The 15,664-nt window shown below is 47.8% G+C and carries 14 protein-coding genes; 7 read left to right on the top strand and 7 right to left on the bottom strand.

The window, feature by feature from the left end; genetic code table 11:
• Positions 1 to 236: 236 nt before the first annotated feature.
• The gene (locus tag QZZ54_RS04960) at positions 237 to 1,589 is read right to left on the bottom strand and encodes an aminotransferase (protein ID WP_290699701.1); all 1,353 of its coding nucleotides are present in this window, start codon (positions 1,587 to 1,589) and stop codon (positions 237 to 239) included.
• A gap of 23 nt (positions 1,590 to 1,612) precedes the next feature.
• Entirely contained in the window at positions 1,613 to 3,079 is a 1,467-nt protein-coding gene (locus QZZ54_RS04955; protein WP_290699699.1) for an NAD-dependent succinate-semialdehyde dehydrogenase, read from the bottom strand.
• Between the two features lie 137 nt (positions 3,080 to 3,216).
• Here QZZ54_RS04955 and QZZ54_RS04950 point away from each other — a divergent pair, with 137 nt between their 5' ends.
• Complete coding sequence (locus tag QZZ54_RS04950) at positions 3,217 to 4,140, top strand: LysR family transcriptional regulator (protein WP_290699696.1); 924 nt, start codon at positions 3,217 to 3,219, stop codon at positions 4,138 to 4,140.
• On the opposite strand, the gene QZZ54_RS04945 is transcribed toward QZZ54_RS04950, so the two are convergent.
• From QZZ54_RS04945 to QZZ54_RS04930, 4 genes are all read right to left on the bottom strand, one after another.
• Positions 4,129 to 4,569: a universal stress protein gene (locus tag QZZ54_RS04945; protein ID WP_290699694.1), complete on the bottom strand. Its 441-nt coding sequence runs from the start codon at positions 4,567 to 4,569 to the stop codon at positions 4,129 to 4,131. The genes QZZ54_RS04950 and QZZ54_RS04945 overlap by 12 nt on opposite strands.
• Before the next feature lie 10 nt (positions 4,570 to 4,579).
• Entirely contained in the window at positions 4,580 to 5,902 is a 1,323-nt protein-coding gene (locus tag QZZ54_RS04940) for a TRAP transporter large permease subunit (RefSeq protein ID WP_290699691.1), read from the bottom strand.
• A complete protein-coding gene (locus tag QZZ54_RS04935) occupies positions 5,902 to 6,432 on the bottom strand; it encodes a TRAP transporter small permease (protein WP_290699688.1) in 531 nt (176 codons plus the stop codon). The genes QZZ54_RS04940 and QZZ54_RS04935 overlap by 1 nt, the downstream gene beginning before the upstream one ends.
• Before the next feature lie 61 nt (positions 6,433 to 6,493).
• Entirely contained in the window at positions 6,494 to 7,510 is a 1,017-nt protein-coding gene (locus tag QZZ54_RS04930; RefSeq protein WP_290699685.1) for a TRAP transporter substrate-binding protein, read from the bottom strand.
• A gap of 214 nt (positions 7,511 to 7,724) precedes the next feature.
• Here QZZ54_RS04930 and QZZ54_RS04925 point away from each other — a divergent pair, with 214 nt between their 5' ends.
• From QZZ54_RS04925 to QZZ54_RS04910, 4 genes are all read left to right on the top strand, one after another.
• Positions 7,725 to 8,663, top strand: a complete 939-nt coding sequence (locus QZZ54_RS04925; RefSeq protein WP_290699682.1) for a LysR family transcriptional regulator — start codon at positions 7,725 to 7,727, stop codon at positions 8,661 to 8,663.
• Positions 8,664 to 8,851: 188 nt separating this feature from the next.
• On the top strand, positions 8,852 to 10,135 hold the full coding sequence (locus tag QZZ54_RS04920; protein WP_290699679.1) for an FAD-binding oxidoreductase: 1,284 nt from the start codon (positions 8,852 to 8,854) through the stop codon (positions 10,133 to 10,135).
• 95 nt (positions 10,136 to 10,230) lie between these two features.
• Positions 10,231 to 11,739 carry a Na+/H+ antiporter NhaC family protein gene (locus tag QZZ54_RS04915; protein WP_290699676.1) on the top strand — a complete coding sequence of 503 codons (1,509 nt, stop codon included), beginning with the start codon at positions 10,231 to 10,233 and terminating at the stop codon, positions 11,737 to 11,739.
• Positions 11,740 to 11,809: 70 nt separating this feature from the next.
• A complete protein-coding gene (locus QZZ54_RS04910) occupies positions 11,810 to 12,766 on the top strand; it encodes a DMT family transporter (RefSeq protein ID WP_290699674.1) in 957 nt (318 codons plus the stop codon).
• A gap of 146 nt (positions 12,767 to 12,912) precedes the next feature.
• Here the strand turns inward: QZZ54_RS04910 and QZZ54_RS04905 are convergent, their stop codons facing one another.
• Positions 12,913 to 13,395: a cyclic nucleotide-binding domain-containing protein gene (locus tag QZZ54_RS04905; RefSeq protein WP_290699671.1), complete on the bottom strand. Its 483-nt coding sequence runs from the start codon at positions 13,393 to 13,395 to the stop codon at positions 12,913 to 12,915.
• A 478-nt stretch (positions 13,396 to 13,873) separates the two neighbouring features.
• Between QZZ54_RS04905 and dctP the strand changes: the two genes are divergently transcribed.
• Together dctP and QZZ54_RS04895 are read left to right on the top strand one after the other, a co-directional pair.
• Positions 13,874 to 14,893 carry a TRAP transporter substrate-binding protein DctP gene (gene dctP, locus QZZ54_RS04900; protein ID WP_290699669.1) on the top strand — a complete coding sequence of 340 codons (1,020 nt, stop codon included), beginning with the start codon at positions 13,874 to 13,876 and terminating at the stop codon, positions 14,891 to 14,893.
• 114 nt (positions 14,894 to 15,007) lie between these two features.
• A complete protein-coding gene (locus QZZ54_RS04895) occupies positions 15,008 to 15,661 on the top strand; it encodes a TRAP transporter small permease (RefSeq protein WP_290699667.1) in 654 nt (217 codons plus the stop codon).
• The last annotated feature ends 3 nt before the right edge of the window (positions 15,662 to 15,664 follow it).

The following is a 15,664-nucleotide window of genomic DNA, read 5'->3' as shown; positions in this document are numbered from 1 at the left end:
TACCGTTTCACTGAATCCGTTGATTCGACTCAAAATAGGGCTTAGTAAAAAGACAAAAAAAAGGGGCATAAAGCCCCCAAACAAAGAGATCCGTTAGGACCAGTGCTCGACAAGAAACAACTCAACCATTCCAACAGCGAATGTAAGTTGCAATGGAACTGTAGAGGTCATCGGGCAAGCCAGTTCCAAACCGACCCGATCGTGCAAGAAAGTATTAAACGCTATTCAATACTGTATTAAGCAGCAATCAAGCCTTCACGGGTAACGAAGTCCAGCGTTTCATCCAGCGCTTTACCCAGCTTTTCAATCATCTCATCGATCTGTGCTTCAGTAACAATCAACGGCGGACAGAATGCCAGTGAATTACCCGCAACAGAACGGGTAATCATGCCGTGCTTCTGACATGACTGCATCGCAAAAGTACCCACTGCGCCGCCCTCAAAGCTCGCACCAGAGCGCTTATCAGCAACCATCTCCACAGCACCAATCATACCTTCGCCACGCACTTCACCCACCAGCGGATGATCGGCGAATTCATGCAGACGTTTCTGCATATACTCGCCCAATGTAGCGGCATGGCCGAAGATATTATCGCGCTCGTAGATTTCCAGTGTTTTCAGCGCAACTGCAGCAGCTACCGGATGACCTGAGTAGGTATAGCCGTGACCGAATACGCCGACTTTAGCGCTTGGCTCGATCATCGCTTCATAGATATCACCGCGAATAACAGAGGCACTAATCGGCATGTAGGCGGATGAAAGCTGCTTAGCCAGAGTCATCAGTGCAGGACTTTCAATCCCCATAGTGGTACAGCCAAAATCATTACCGGTACGGCCAAAGCCGGTGATAACTTCATCAGCCCAGAACAGAATATCGTACTTGTTTAGTACCGCCTGAACCTTTTGGTAGTAACCTTTTGGAGGAACGATAACGCCACTGGCACCGGTAATAGGTTCAGCGATGAAGGCTGCGATTGTATCCGCGCCCTCTTTCAGGATCAGTTGTTCCAGATTATTAACGATACGGTCCACAAACTGCTCTTCAGTTTCACCTACTAGCGCACCACGGAAGTAATGCGGAGCATCGGTTCGCAGAACACCCAGAGCATCAAACGGCAGATCAAAATTGGTATGATTAGGTGGCAATCCGGTCAGAGACGCCGCGGCAACCGTCACTCCATGATAAGAGCGCTCTCGGGCAATAATCTTAAACTTTTCAGGCTTACCGATGGCATTAAAGTAATAGCGCAGCATCTTTACATGGGTATCGTTAGCATCGCTTCCTGAGTTACCAAAAAACACCTTCGCATTCTCAACCGGCACCATTGCGGTTAGCTTCTCGGACAGATCGATGCCCACTTGATGAGTTTTACCACCGAACATATGCGAGTAGGACAGCTTGCTCATCTGATCAGCCGCAGTGTCTATCAGTTCACGGTTGTTGTAACCAAGTGAAGTACACCACAGCCCTGCCAGCCCTTCCAGATACTGATTACCTTCGTTGTCATAAACATAGGCGCCGTCGCCCCGCTCTATAACCAGGGTTTCAGTTGCTTTCAGGTTAGTCGTTGGGTAAATAATATTACTCATAATTCTTCTCCACTAATCGCAGCTTAACGCTGCAATGCGCCAAAACAGATGTACTTGGTTTCCAGATAATCATCCAGACCATATTTAGAACCTTCACGGCCCTGCCCCGACTCTTTAACACCGCCGAACGGAATTACTTCAGAGCTGATGGCGGTTTCATTCACACCCACCATACCGTAATCAATCGCTTCCGATACGCGCCAGCTACGGCCCATATTCTCGGTATAAACATAAGCAGCCAGGCCAAACTCAGTATCATTGGCCATCTGCACAGCCTCTGCTTCTGTACTGAATTTAAATACTGGCGCTACTGGGCCAAAGATCTCCTCCCGGAATACGCGCATCGAACGGTTTACGTTAGTCAACACGGTAGGCTGATAGAAACAGGGGCCCTGCTCACCAGGCTGACCACCGATAACTACGGTTGCGCCCTCTTCAATCGCATTCTTAACTTTAGCATCGATATCTTTAGCCGCTTTCACGGTAATCACCGGGCCATGCGTGGTGTTGGTATCAAAGCCATTACCCATCCGGAACTCGCTGACCGCAGCACTAAATTTCTCAACGAAAGCATCGTAGATCCCTTCCTGTACTAACAGACGATTGGCACAGATACAGGTTTGACCAGAGTTACGATACTTAGCAGTTAAAGCACCCGCAACGGCCAGATCAAGATCAGCATCATCAAAAATGATGACCGGTGCGTTGCCACCTAACTCCATAGACGTTCGTTTAACAGTATCAGCGCACTGTTTCATCAGCAATTTACCTACCGGTGTAGAGCCGGTGAAAGTAAGCTTCTTAACGATAGGATTCGAAGTCATCTCTCCACCGATCGCTGGCGCATCCATACCAGGCAACACATTTAACAGGCCTGCTGGCATACCCGCACGATTTGCCAACTCAACCAATGCCAATGCAGACAAAGGCGTCTCAGCAGCAGGCTTCAACACAATGGCACAACCAACCGCCAAAGCTGGACCCGCTTTACGGGTAATCATCGCATTAGGGAAATTCCAGGGCGTAATAGCAGCCACCACACCAATAGGCTGTTTAACGACAACACCACGACGATCTGTCTGCGGGGTAGGAATAATATCGCCGTAAACCCGTTTCCCTTCTTCGGCAAACCACTTAATAAACGAAGCACCGTAGGCGATCTCACCACGAGACTCAGCCAAAGGCTTGCCCTGCTCTGCGGTCATAATCACCGCCAGATCTTCGGTGCTTTCAATGATCAGCTGATACCACGTTTCTAACACATCGCTGCGTTCTTTTGCTGGCAACGCCTTCCATTCAGACATAGCGATTTGAGCCGCTTCGATGGCCCTGCGGGTTTCATCTGCACCTACGCTGGCGATATCTGCCAGGTGTTCGCCCGTAGCAGGATCAGTAACAGCAAAAGTGTCTCCACTATCAGCATTAACCCACTGGCCATTGATAAAAGCCTGAGTCCGGAGCAACGCTCTGTCTTTAAGTTCTAATGTCATTCTCTATCTCATCTCTTACACATAGCCGTTCAAGCGGCTTAGCTATTAACCTATTTATAGATCGGCAACTCTTTTGCTTATATAATTACTTTCAATTATTTACATTTGAATATACAAACATAAAGGTACAACGTGCTATGGGACGCAAAAAAGCCGCCCTCTCCGGTCAGCTGGCAGATATGGACTTGCGCTTGCTGAGAGTTTTCAAAACTGTCGTTGAATGCGGTGGTTTTACTGCCGCTGAAATTCAGCTGAATTTGGCTAACTCCACGATTTCAAACTACATATCTGATTTGGAGAAACGGCTTGATATGCGCTTATGTGAACGGGGCCGGGCTGGATTTTCACTCACAGAGCAGGGTCAAACCGTTTACAACGCAACGTTAGAACTGATAAGCGCTATCGATCAATTTAAAAACACCATCAACCAAAGTCATCACCGAATTCTGGGGGATCTTCATCTGGGCTTTGCCGAACATATGCTGGGCGCTCATAATTCAGGTATTGTAAAAGCACTGGACCGTTTTTCTCAATTAGCACCTGATGTAAATATTAGCATCAGTATCATGAGCTCCGATGAAGTCATCTCAACACTTCTCAACAATCAGATCGACATCGGCATTACCGTTACTCATCAGTCCTACCCCGAACTCACCAGTCTGCACCTCTTCGACGAAGAGATGCTGTTGTACTGTGGTCAGAGCCACCCTCTGTTTATCCGTGAAGATAATATTAGTGCAGAGGAGCTTCGCCAGTATCGTTTTGTTGAGTCACCTCGCCTTATGCCAGGTAGGGAGATACATCCAGAAATGAAACTGTGGAATAAACAGGCCAAAGCCCATCACCAGGAAGCTCGGGCCACGCTTATTCTGAGTGGCCACTATTTGGGATTCCTGCCCCGCCATCTGGTCAGTAACTGGGGACTTGATAACGATCTTCGTCCCCTGTTAATTGAGCAGTACGGCTACAGCAACCAATTCAAAGCGATCTGGCGTAACCGCCAGAAAAACCAGTTAATTATTCAACGCTTTACCGAATGCCTGAGTGAATCAACTATCTGATTCATCGCAGCGTACGATAAAGACCGAGCAAGGCGCATGACGCACCACCCGTTCAGCATTAGACCCGATGAAATAGCTGCTGATACCCGGTTTACGGGCCATCATTACTATGACATCGGCATTAAGCTGATTAGCCGTTTCCAGAATCTGATCATGGGCAGGGCCACTACGATAGATGGTACTCACGCGAAGGCTCTCTGGCAGCTCAGACAACAACCCCTCCATCTCTTTAAGAGCGTCTTTACGATGCCCCTCATGGGTTTTCTCATCAAACTGAGGATTTCCCGCTCGGTGCACAAAGCTCTGATCAACATAAAGTAAATTCAGATCAGCGTTCCCTCCGGCAGCCAGTGATGCGGCTATCTGCCCTAACTCGACAACCTGTTCTTTATGAGACAGATCCAGAGGCACTAGAATATTTTTGTACATAATTACTTCCTCAACCCATCACTAGTGTCGGTAACCAGAGCACAATCTCTGGAAACACCATACAGAGAATCAGCACGGTCAGATTCAACATAATAAAGGGCGCTACTGACTTGTAGATCTCTGACATACCGATCTCAGGAGGTGCTATCCCTTTCAGATAGAACAGTGCAAAACCATAGGGTGGTGTTTGTACCGCAATCAGAATATTCAGAATCATCAACACACCGAACCAGATTGGATCGTAGCCCAGAGACACTGCAATCGGCGTAAATAGCGGTGCACACATCAACACGATGATGAACTCATCAATGATGAAGCCCAACAACAGCATGATCAGCTGGAACATGATAATGATCATGATCGGCGGCAAATCGAGGGTGCCTGTAAAGTCAGCCACCATGCTTTGCACACCCATCAACAGATGGAAGTTACTGAAGACTGAAGCGCCAAAGATAATCCACATCGCGACGCTCACCAATGCGGCGGTCTGGAAACCGGAATGCAGGAACATATCCAGCTTAAAGCGCTTAAACATAACCGCCAGAATTAACGCACCCACTACGCCGATAGCACCGGATTCAGTTGGCGTTGCGATACCACTGATAATACTGCCCAGTACCGCCACAATTAGCAGTATTGAGAACAGGCCGTCCCGGGCAATCTTGAATTTTTCCCGCCCTTCCAGCTTAACGATATCTTTATTATCCATATCCCGTGGCGCACGCTCCGGATACAGCCAGCAGCTGATACCAACATAGAGCACCATCATCACCACTGTCAGCAGTGCAGGCATCATCGCACCCAGGAACATCCGGCCCACTGAGTTTTGCGTTGACGCCGCAAACATAATCATCGGAATACTGGGCGGAATAAGGATACCCAGGCCTCCACCGGCCATGATGACACCCAGAGCCAGACGCTTGTTATAACCCCGTTCCAACATCGGGCGTAGTGCGATACTACCGGAGGTCATAATACCTGCGCCGATAATGCCCACCATTGCGCCGATCATTGAACAAACACCGATAACACTGATTGCCAGCGATCCACGCACACGGCCAATCAACATCTGGCTGAAATTGAACATCGCATCGCCGATACCCGACTTAGTCAGCAACTGCCCCATATAGATATAGAGGGGAATCGCCAACAGAATAAAACTGAAGTAGGTTGATTCAAGCGTCGTGGGTATAACATTGAATATTCCATCGCCCCAGGTCATATAACCGATCATCATGGCGATACCGCCCAATGCCAGTCCCACCTGAGCGCCTAACGCGAAGAACACCAGTATGCATAGCAGTAATACTACCGTTAATAGTTCGATACCCATCACTGAGCCTCCTCAATAAGCGCTGTACTGGTCAGAAGAAAATACAGCTCGGCCAACATGTCTCTTGCCAACTGGGCAATAAATAAACCACTAGCGACCATCATCATGATCCAGAAGTGAAACATGGGTGGAGCCCACTCACTTTGTCGGCGGTAATCAAACTCAATCGCTTCTTCATACTTTCCCCAGCTCATCATGACGATGACCACCAGGAAGAAAATGGCTAACGAGAATGAGATCAGATTAAAAATGCAGCGGGTTTTGTGGGAAACTTTCAGATAGAGAATATCTACATTGATGTGGGCTCGTTGTTGCTGCGCATACGCACCGCCGAGAGCCGCAAGATAACCAAACATAAACAGGGATAGATCAAATGCCCAGATCGTAGGGCTGCCCAGGACGTAGCGAGAGAACACTTCATAGGCGACAACAAACGCGAGCACAGGCATGATGAAAGACGCTAGCAGGCCTGCCTGGCGAACCACCCAATCAATAGTAAAACAGAATTTTATTAGTATTTTCTTAAACATAACGACACCTGCAATAAAAAAAGGGGCACAGCTGCACCCCTTTTTAGCTTACTGAAAATGCTTACTTGCTATTTGCACGCAGGATATCGATCAGCTCTTTGCTGTACTTATCCGCTGCGGCATATTCATCCCACAGGCCAGCACCTGCATCAGCCCATGCTTTACGATCAGCGTCAGATGGCTCTGGGCTCCACTTCAGGCCTTTAGCTTCCATCTCGGCAACCGCTTCAGTTTCCCACTTCTTAGACAAACGCAGCTGGTCAGCTGCATGCTGTTCAGTTGCTTTACGTACTACAGCCTGCAGATCTTCTGGCAGTTTCTTCCAGGCACTACGGTTAACAACGATTGGCAGCACCTGAGCGCCCGCCAACGGTAGTTTGTACATGTACTTAGCCACTTCAACGTGGTTACCATCGCGGTGATCGATCATGTTACTACCGATAGAACCATCGATTACGCCCGTTGCCAGAGAGGTATAAATCTCGCTCCAGGACAAAGAAACAGGTGACGCTTCCAGGTTACGCAGGAACTTACCGTAAGCACCCGGCGCACGGATTTTCAGACCTTTAAAGTCTGCAGCGGACTTAATTTCTTTCTTAGTCAGGATGTAAACCGGTGGCTGGATGTAAGGTTCAAGCCAAACCAGACCTTGTGAACCGTAAGCTTTAGTCAGGACTTTATCCCAACCCTGATCATGAAAAAGCGCCTGTAGCTCAGCCGGATCATCAGTACCACCTGGCAGGCCGATCTCTACAACACCTGCAGGTAATTCACCGGCATGCATAGACTGGAAAGGCGCACCCATAGTGACCAGACCGGACTTAACTGCACCCAACAGACCACTTGTACCGACACCTTCACCGGAGTACAGAACCTGAACCTTAATACGGCCTTCTGAAGCGGTTTCAATATTCTTAGCCAGACTCTCGTAAACTTCACCGAAAGCAGTACCACGGCCATACAGATTGCTAAAGCGCCAGTTATGCTCTGCTGCAGATACATCTGCTGCCAGCGTAGCCAGGCCTAACGTTACTGCTAACGCAGATGTAGATAGCTTTTTCTTAAGGTTTTTAATCATGCTTTACCCTACAGTTCTTATTAGTTATTGATCGGAATAAACTCTCTGTACCCCAATCCTTACAAATCACGGTGAATCGATAAATCACGACAAATCCACCCAAACGTTTGAAAAGCTTTACGCAACACCTCTCCATAGGTATAGAATATACGAACAATAACTCCGTTATTAGAGCTTGGTTATAGGACCTGAACGAGAGAAAAAGAGGCAGTAAGTGACTAAATTTGCATTGGGACAGCTGGGTGACATTGAAATAAAGCAATTGAAAATTTTCAAAGCGGTTGTCGATTGCGGCGGGTTTTCGGCGTCTGAAACAGAACTAAATATCAGTCGTCCCACTATTAGTAATCATATTGCCGCACTGGAATCACGCCTGGATATGACGTTGTGTAAACGAGGACGAGCGGGGTTTTCATTAACCGAGGAAGGTGCCGTTGTATACCAGCAAACTAATCAGCTTCTCGAACAACTGAATCAATTTCGTAATACCATTAATAATTTAGGCTCAAGTCCAGCCGGGTTACTCAAAATTGCGTTAAGCGACACCTTCAGTACAGATCCGCGCTGTAAAGTAACCGAGATATTCCGACAATTTTATCAACAAGCACCGGATGTTGAACTGAAAGTTGAAGTCGAACATATGACCGTGATGGAAAAACTGGTTCTGAATAACGAAGTTGATATCGCGATAATTCCCTACCATCGCCAGTTTGAAGGCCTCGACTATATCCACCTTTTTACCGATGTAAACTACATATACTGCGGCCATGAACACCCTCTGTTCAATCTACCAGAGGCGGAAATAACGGAAGACATAATCAACAGCAGTAAGCTAGTCCATGCCGGTTTAAAACCCCATGAAGAGGTCTACCATCAATTGGCTCACATGAACCTGGCAGCCAGTTCTTATCACTATGAATCCAGAATCGCGTTATTAATGTCCGGCTTCTTTATCAGTTTTCTGCCGGAGCAAGTCGCCCTTCCCTATGTGGAACGTGGTCAGTTAAAATCCATTGCCAGACAACTTAAGAGCTTCCGTTTAGGAGTGGCTGTTATCAGTAAAAAATCTGCTCAGCCAAACCGGGCCAGAGACCTGTTTCTCGAGACTATCCGTAGCATTCACGCTGATACAGAAATTGCCCCCCCTTATTAATACTCGTCTGATATCGGCGCCTACACGGCGAGTAGGTAACACCAACACTCTTCTATCCCCTGATAGGTATAGCTCTCTACAGCTGCAAAATATTATTGTAGTGGCATATACCAAGCTGCGGACTTTCATTTTACGTCCCGGCACATATCACCAATACCCACGCTGGGTCGTAATACAGGTTTCTTTATATGACAACTCCATCTCACACAACGTCATACTATGCCGCTTCCGCTAATGATAAATCGCTTCGCGCCTCATTAAATGAAGATATCACAGCCGATGTCTGTGTTATCGGTGCAGGCTATACCGGTATGTCATCTGCACTTCACCTTGCTGAACAGGGTTTTAAAGTTGTCGTACTGGAAGCCAGCAGAATTGGCTTCGGCGCCTCGGGCCGTAATGGCGGCCAAATTGTTCACAGCTACAGCCGCGATATCGACTTTATTGAGAAACATTACGGAAAGCATACCGGTACTGAGATGGGCAAGATGGCCTTCGAGGGTGGCAGAATCATCCGTCGCTTTGTCGATCAGTACAATATTAAGTGTGACCTTAAAGAGGGTGGGATTTTTGCAGCCTGCAACAGCAAACAGCTACAAGATATGGAACAGAAAAAAGCACTCTGGGAAGCCCATGGCCATAGCCAGCTGGAAATGCTTTCAGAAGAGACTATTCAGAACCACGTAGGTTCATCACGTTACAAAGGTGGCCTGCTGGACAAAAGTGGCGGCCACTTCCATCCACTTAATCTGGTATTGGGCGAGGCAGCCGCACTGGAAAGCCTGGGCGGAGTGATTTACGAAGACTCTGCTGTCACCCGGGTTCAGGAGGGTAATAAAGCGGTCATCTTCACCGATAAGGGTTCGGTAACCGCCGATTTTGTCGTTGTGGCTGGTAACGCGTATCTGGGTGGCCTGATTCCCAAGCTGGAACAGAAGGCGATGCCCTGTGGTACTCAGGTAATCACTACTGCACCGCTGACCGAAGCTCAGCAGAAAGAGCTCTTACCCCAGGGTAATTGTGTCGAAGACTGTAACTACCTGCTGGACTATTTCCGTCTGTCCGGCGATGGCCGCCTGATCTATGGTGGTGGCGTCACTTACGGAGCCCGCGAGCCGGACAAGATCGAATCACTTATCGTGCCGAATATGTTAAAAACCTTTCCACAACTCAAAGGCGTCAAAGTTGATTACGCCTGGACCGGCAACTTCCTGCTAACCCTGATGCGTCTGCCTCAATTCGGCCGGATCGGCAGCAACATATACTACGCCCAGGGCTATAGCGGCCACGGTGTCACCAGCTCACACCTGGCGGGCAAAGTACTCTCCGACGCGATCCAGGGTCAGGCTGAACGTTACGATATATTTGCCGGCCTGCCGCAATATCCCTTCCCGGGCGGCCGTGCTTTGCGCATCCCCTACACTGCAATGGGCGCTTGGTATTACACCCTGCGGGATAAGCTGGGAATCTAAATAATTTCCTTGCTAACAGTAGCGCTCTGAATCAGCGCAGTGAATGCAGTAAGACCAAAATAACAGTTATAAGAAATACAACATAAGGTGTTTTTATGAGTTCTGATATCGCTCAACCGGGAGCAGATAGCAATTTTACCTGCACGGTAAATGAAACCACGAATAGCCCACAAAAGTGGATAATCTTCTTTGGTTCGATCATGGCATTTTTCGCTTATTTGTCGACTCAACATATCGAAGGCGAGCCTTATGGCTTCTATAGTTTGCTACCTGCGCTGCTGATCCTATTTGTCGCAGTCATTACCAAAAAACCACTGGAATCTATTTTTGCCGGCATTATTGCCGGCCTGTTGCTATTAGATCCAACCAATATAGTGTCAGGCTTAGGAGATTTATCAATCAACGTTGTGATGGATGAAACCATCGCCTGGATTGTTTTGGTATGCGGCATGATGGGAGGCTTGATCAATATGCTGGAACGGGGTGGAAGTGTCCTTAGTTTTGGCGAGATGCTGGCCAAGCGAATCAAAACCAAGCGCGGCACTATGCTGACCACCTGCACTCTGGGAATCATGGTTTTTATCGATGACTACCTGAACTCTCTGGCGGTATCCGCCTCAATGAAGAACCTGACTGACCGCTACAAGATCTCCCGTGAAAAACTGGCCTTTCTGGTCGACTCAACGGCAGCTCCTGTCTGTATTCTAGTGCCCGTATCAACCTGGGCAGTTTACTTTGCGGCTCTGTTAGAAGAGAACGGCGCTACCCCTGAAGGCAAGGGTATGTCCCTCTATATCGAGTCTATTCCTTATATGGCTTACGGCTGGGCTGCTCTATTAGTCGTTTTCCTGGTTGCTGCAGGTATCTTAGGCGACTTTGGCACCATGAAAACAGCGGAGAAGCGCGCCCAGGCAGGTCAGCCGATTCCTCCTGGTATCCAGCAGGATGGTTTTGATACCTCGGCCATGAAAAAAACAGCACCGATTGTTGGCCTACTCAACTTTTTGATGCCGATGGCGGTTCTGGTTGCGGCAAGCGTCTACTACGAAATTGATCTATTACTGGGAGCTCTGGTTGCCTCTATGTTCACGATGGTTCTGTACTTCTGGCAGCGCCTAATGAGTTTCGGACAGCTGGTCGACTCCATGTTAGATGGCTTTAAGGTCATGCTTCACCCTATCGCCGTTGTTTGTGCAGGTTTCATGGTTAAAGAGGTCAACGATCAACTGGGTATGACGCCGTACATCATCGACTCACTGGCACCCTACCTCTCTAAAGAACTATTACCGGCATTAGTTTTCGTCTCTATGGCTGCAGTCGTTTTCGCCACGGGTTCCAGCTGGGGTGTATTCGTCGTATCCCTGCCGATCGTCATCCCTATGGCAATCAGCCTGGATATGTCGATGCCGTTAACAGTTGGTGCTCTGTTGTCTGCTTCAGCATTCGGTAGCCACGCCTGCTTCTTCAGTGACTCCACTGTGCTCTCCTCCCAAGGTTCTGGCTGTACACCGATGCAACATGCCCTGAGTCAGATACCCTATGCGATGATCGGAGCAGTCATTGCACTTATATCTCTATTAATACTAGGTTTCAGCGTAGCCTAAGCGGCTAAACCACATAATAGATAAAATGGAGGCCTAGCCTCCATTTTCAGATTATGGAAAAGGACAATCGATGCTTATCAGATCTCCGCGAATGGCTGTCATTCTATTGCTATTAGTAAGCTTTATCTGGGGAGCAGAGTTTGTTCTGATAGATCTGGCAATCGAGTTGATACCCACGCATACGTTTAACAGTGTGCGCTTTTTACTGGCAGCTTTATCATTATTACCACTGCTCTGGTTGACGCGTAAGCAATATGCAGATATGTGCTGGCGCCCTCTGCTGGGCGCCAGTGCTTTACTCGGTCTGCTTCTATTTGCTGGTTTCTACACCCAGACAGAGGGTATGCGTTACACCTCGGTTTCCAACGCCGGTTTTATCACCGGGATGAATGTACCTCTGGTCCCTCTATTAGGCTTTCTTCTCTTTAAAACCCGTGCCGCCATCTCAGTCTGGATCGGAATGATCATCGCCACCTGCGGACTTTATCTGCTCACTATTGGTGATAAGTTAGAATTTAATCAGGGTGATGTTCTGGTGCTTATCTGCGCATTTTGCTTTGCCATTCATATCATTCTGACCGGTCGATTCGTCGACAAGCTTCCCGTTATACCCTTGAGTATTCTGCAGCTGTTTGCTGTGGCTATCTATAGTTCAGTATCGGCAGGGTTAAGTTCTGAGCCCGCTTTCTATCACGCCGGTTCTTCACCCCTTAGCTGGCAAGATCTTGCGGTGAGCCCCATCATTATCAGCGCAGTTCTCATCTCAGGCGTTTTAGGTACCGCCTACGCTTACTGGGCTCAGTCAGCTTGCCAACAGATATTAGAATCTCACAAAGTCGCGCTAATCTTTGCGACAGAGCCAGTATTTGCCTACCTTGCTGCGTGGTTTTTTCTGGAAGAAGAGTTGGGTAGCAAAGGCTTTATCGGTGCAGGACTGATTATTGCCGCCATGCTAATTGCGGAACTAGGCGACCGTAAACGTAAAGTAAAAATAGCGCCGCTAGATCAGACCACAGCTATTACTTAGCCCGGTAATATAAAACGATATCTGTAGCTTGTGCTGTTGTATGAGGAACATTCCGAGGCTTGGCCTTTAAATACTGGCCATGAACATTAAACAGCAAAGAGAGTAAGAACCAGGAATGGTAAAGCAGGGAAAGTTGAGCCCCGATATTAATCTTTATCAATATACATCTGGTCCAAATGGCTGATCTCTCGGCTCATTTCCCGGGCAATATTTATCAGGAAAATCTGGAACATTTCAGGAAATTTCTCACACAATTGATGGAACAGTTCAGCACTGATCTCCATCAAATAACCGGATTCTTCCATCAGTGCGTCACCACGTCGTTGATGCAGACCTATCATGCCAACAAATCCCACCTGTTCACCGACCTGGTATTTACGCAATGGCACCTTAATGCCACTTTCATCTTTAGCTTGAAAGAAACGCACAGCCCCTTTTAACACGACATAAAACATGTCAGATTTATCACCGACGCTGAACAGCGTCTCACCCGCATCTACCTGCAAAAGCCGCCCCCGCTGTAACATAAAATCAAGGCTATCGTCTGATAGGGCACCAAACATAGACAAGCCATGACAGAAATCAGTTGAAAACTGTCCACGTTGCTCGGAATATTGAAGTTCCTGCATTACTACTACTCGAAATTATTAAGACAACCTAATTATAGTCTGCGATTTAAGCATCAGGGCATACCCTCGTGGGGGTAGAGATACAATGCCTGACTAACGATATCGCCGATCACTTCAGTGACACCCGACAAGTCATCAAGCTACTGCCAGTGTTAAGCACTCCTTGTGCTAACAGCATAACGTTGTTCAACCCTCCGGTTATTTACAATAAATAATTACGACAGACTACTTTAATGCGATGCCTTTTTTATCATAAAACGTCCCTTAATTGCTTCATTTAAATCCCGTACCCAGATAAGGGTATTGATAAAGATTAAAGTTAAGCTTTCACTTAAGTTAAATATATAAATTCGTAATTTAACTAACCAAACTCATAGCGCAGAATGTCACCTGCTCCATCTTAACTAGGTCTGTTATAAACAGAAACGGCCGATGGCAGTGCTTAAGAAAGACCATAAAAAAAATATTAGAGGTCGCTATGACAAGTTACAAATCTCTGAAAAACCTTATCTCTACCTGTGCCGTTACCGCAGCACTATCAGTGCCGGCAATTCAGTCTGCACAGGCCGGCGATGACTTTATGCTAGCCCACGCCTACCCTACTGATCACATATTTCACCTGGCATCTACTTCCTTTACAGAACAGCTGGCAAAGCAGGGTTCTGGTATGGAAGTCGATTACCATCCAGGCGGCGACCTGGGTGACTGGGCATCTATCTTCGAGCAAAGCATGGATGGTGTCGTTCCGATGAGCATGACCTTTGCTGCATCCGAATTTGATCCACGCCTGGACATCTCATGGCTGGGTTACGTGGTTGATAACTGGGATGACGCACGCAAAGTTTATGGCCCGAACGGTAAGATGACCGATGTATATAACAACATCATGGCCGATCTTGATCTGGTCGTACTGGGAACTATTCCTACCGGCTTCGGCTCAGTTGCTATCCGTAAAGGCGTAGATCGCGTACCCGTCAACTTCCCGGAAGATACCAAAGGTATCCAGATGCGCGTACCACCAGTGCCAATCGGCATTGAGCGTTTCAATAACTGGGGCTTCACCGCAGTACCTATGCCATTCTCTGAGCTATACACAGGCTTACAGCTAGGCACCGTTGATGGCCGTGCGTTTGGCCCATCCGTAGAGATCTGGCAGATGCGCGACGTACTGTCCGCTTACATCCTGACCAAGGACTACTTTGAGCACGCATTCTGGGTAGTCAACAAATCCTGGTTGGAAGACCTGCCGGCTGATGAGCGTGCAAAACTGCTGGCAGCTGCTGACGTAACCCTCAACAAAGTTTGGGATGAAGCACAAGCAATTGACGAAGGCTTCCTGAAGCGAGTTCGTGACGAAGGTATCAACGTAGTTGAACTGACTCCTGAACAGATGGATAAGGCAAAAGCTATTCTCTATAAGAATGAATGGCCATTCATGGAAAAGATTGTTGGTCCTGAGATCATGAACATGATGCGCGATATTGCCGGTATCAACTGATCCATCCCGACGTTAACTGTCTCGGTATCACCCTCCCCCTCTGTTCTGCCCTGTTGGCAGAACACAGGGGCCTCGAGGGTGATATCGTCCGGATACTAATTCAGGATCAGTACTATGCAAAAAGAAAAACTGAATACCGTTGTAAAACCGGTGGGTGAAGCCAAGATCTATGATTACGATCCTGACCTCAGTACCCATCCAATTCCACCTCACCTACACGCCATACCTGTTCAATCAAACAACAAGATTGACCACTATCTGATCCGCTTTGAACGCCTGTTGAACTGGACGTTCCGTGGGATGATGATGATAGCTGGCCTGGGCCTGGCTGTACTGATGTTCTCGCAAGTCATCATGCGCTACGTATTCCAATCTCCCTTCACTGGAATAGAAGAAGTAGCTGTCCTATTGGCTGTATGGATCTATTTCCTCGGTATGGGCTATGCCACCCGGGTACGCGAACATATCCACGGCGGTATTGTAAGCCTGGTAGTAAAAGACCCCTACAAAGTAAGCATTATTCGCTTTGCTGGCTCAATAACCTGCATGATTGCCGCCTGCATCTTTGGCTACTTTGCCTGTAAATACGCGCTAAAAGAGATAGATCGTGGCCGCTTAAGCGTCAACCTGCGTTGGCCCCGTGGCCTTTGGAGCGCCAGCATGGTCGTAGGATTTGCCATGATGGTGGGCTACTTCTTGCTCGAAACCATTACTGAATTCCGCGCATTATGCAAAATGCCCCGCCAACCGAATAAACAGGAGGATTAAACG

The sequence above is a fragment of the Amphritea sp. genome (assembly GCF_016744155.1).
In the GTDB taxonomy this organism is placed as follows: Bacteria; Pseudomonadota; Gammaproteobacteria; order Pseudomonadales; family Balneatricaceae; genus Amphritea.
The sequence above is the reverse complement of the archived record's forward strand: the minus strand, read 5'-3'. Positions and strand labels throughout refer to the sequence as shown.